The sequence below is a fragment of the Neisseria sp. P0021.S007 genome, assembly GCF_051956855.1.
The window spans coordinates 1-602 of record NZ_JBQCXA010000775.1 but is presented as its reverse complement, the minus strand read 5'-3'; the positions used below and the strand labels follow the sequence as shown (position 1 = coordinate 602).

Genomic DNA, 602 nt, shown 5'->3' with positions numbered 1-602 from the left:
CTTAAAGGCCGTCTGAAAATAAATATTTCAGACGGTCTTTTGAATCTTTATAATAAGCCCTATTTGAAACTGATACCGAATATCAAGGAAACCTATTATGGCAGCTTCTCCAGAAGCCAAGTTTACCGAAGAAAAAGTCTTGTGGATTAAACACCATACGCCTAAGCTGATGACTTTTGCCATCAGCCGTCCCGAGTCCTACCGTTTTTCGGCAGGGCAGTTTTCGCGCCTTGGTTTCCGTGACGGCGAGGGCTTTATTTGGCGCGCGTATTCTGTCGTATCTGCCGAATACGCCGATACGCTTGAGTATTTCGCGGTGTTAATCGAAGGCGGTCCGATGTCGGCGCGTTTTGCCGCGATGAAAGAGGGTGACACCATTTTGCTGGATAAAACGGCTACCGGTTTCCTCTTGCCCGAGCGATTCCCAGACGGTAAGGATTTAGTTATGCTCTGCACGGGTTCCGGCATTGCGCCTTTCCTTTCCATTATCGAGCAACCTGAAATCTGGCAGCGTTTCGACCGTTTGGTTTTGGCGCATTCAGTTTCTTACGCCAACGAGTTGATTTTCAACCAACGCCTTGCTGATTTGAAAAAGCATCCGC

1 protein-coding gene is annotated in these 602 nt (G+C 48.0%); it reads left to right on the top strand.

Going from position 1 to position 602, the window contains the following annotated elements; genetic code table 11:
• Positions 1-97 precede the first annotated feature (97 nt).
• Positions 98-602, top strand: a 505-nt coding sequence (locus tag ACTHUR_RS15895; RefSeq protein WP_440399629.1) for a ferredoxin--NADP reductase, incomplete at its 3' end; no start/stop codon positions are given.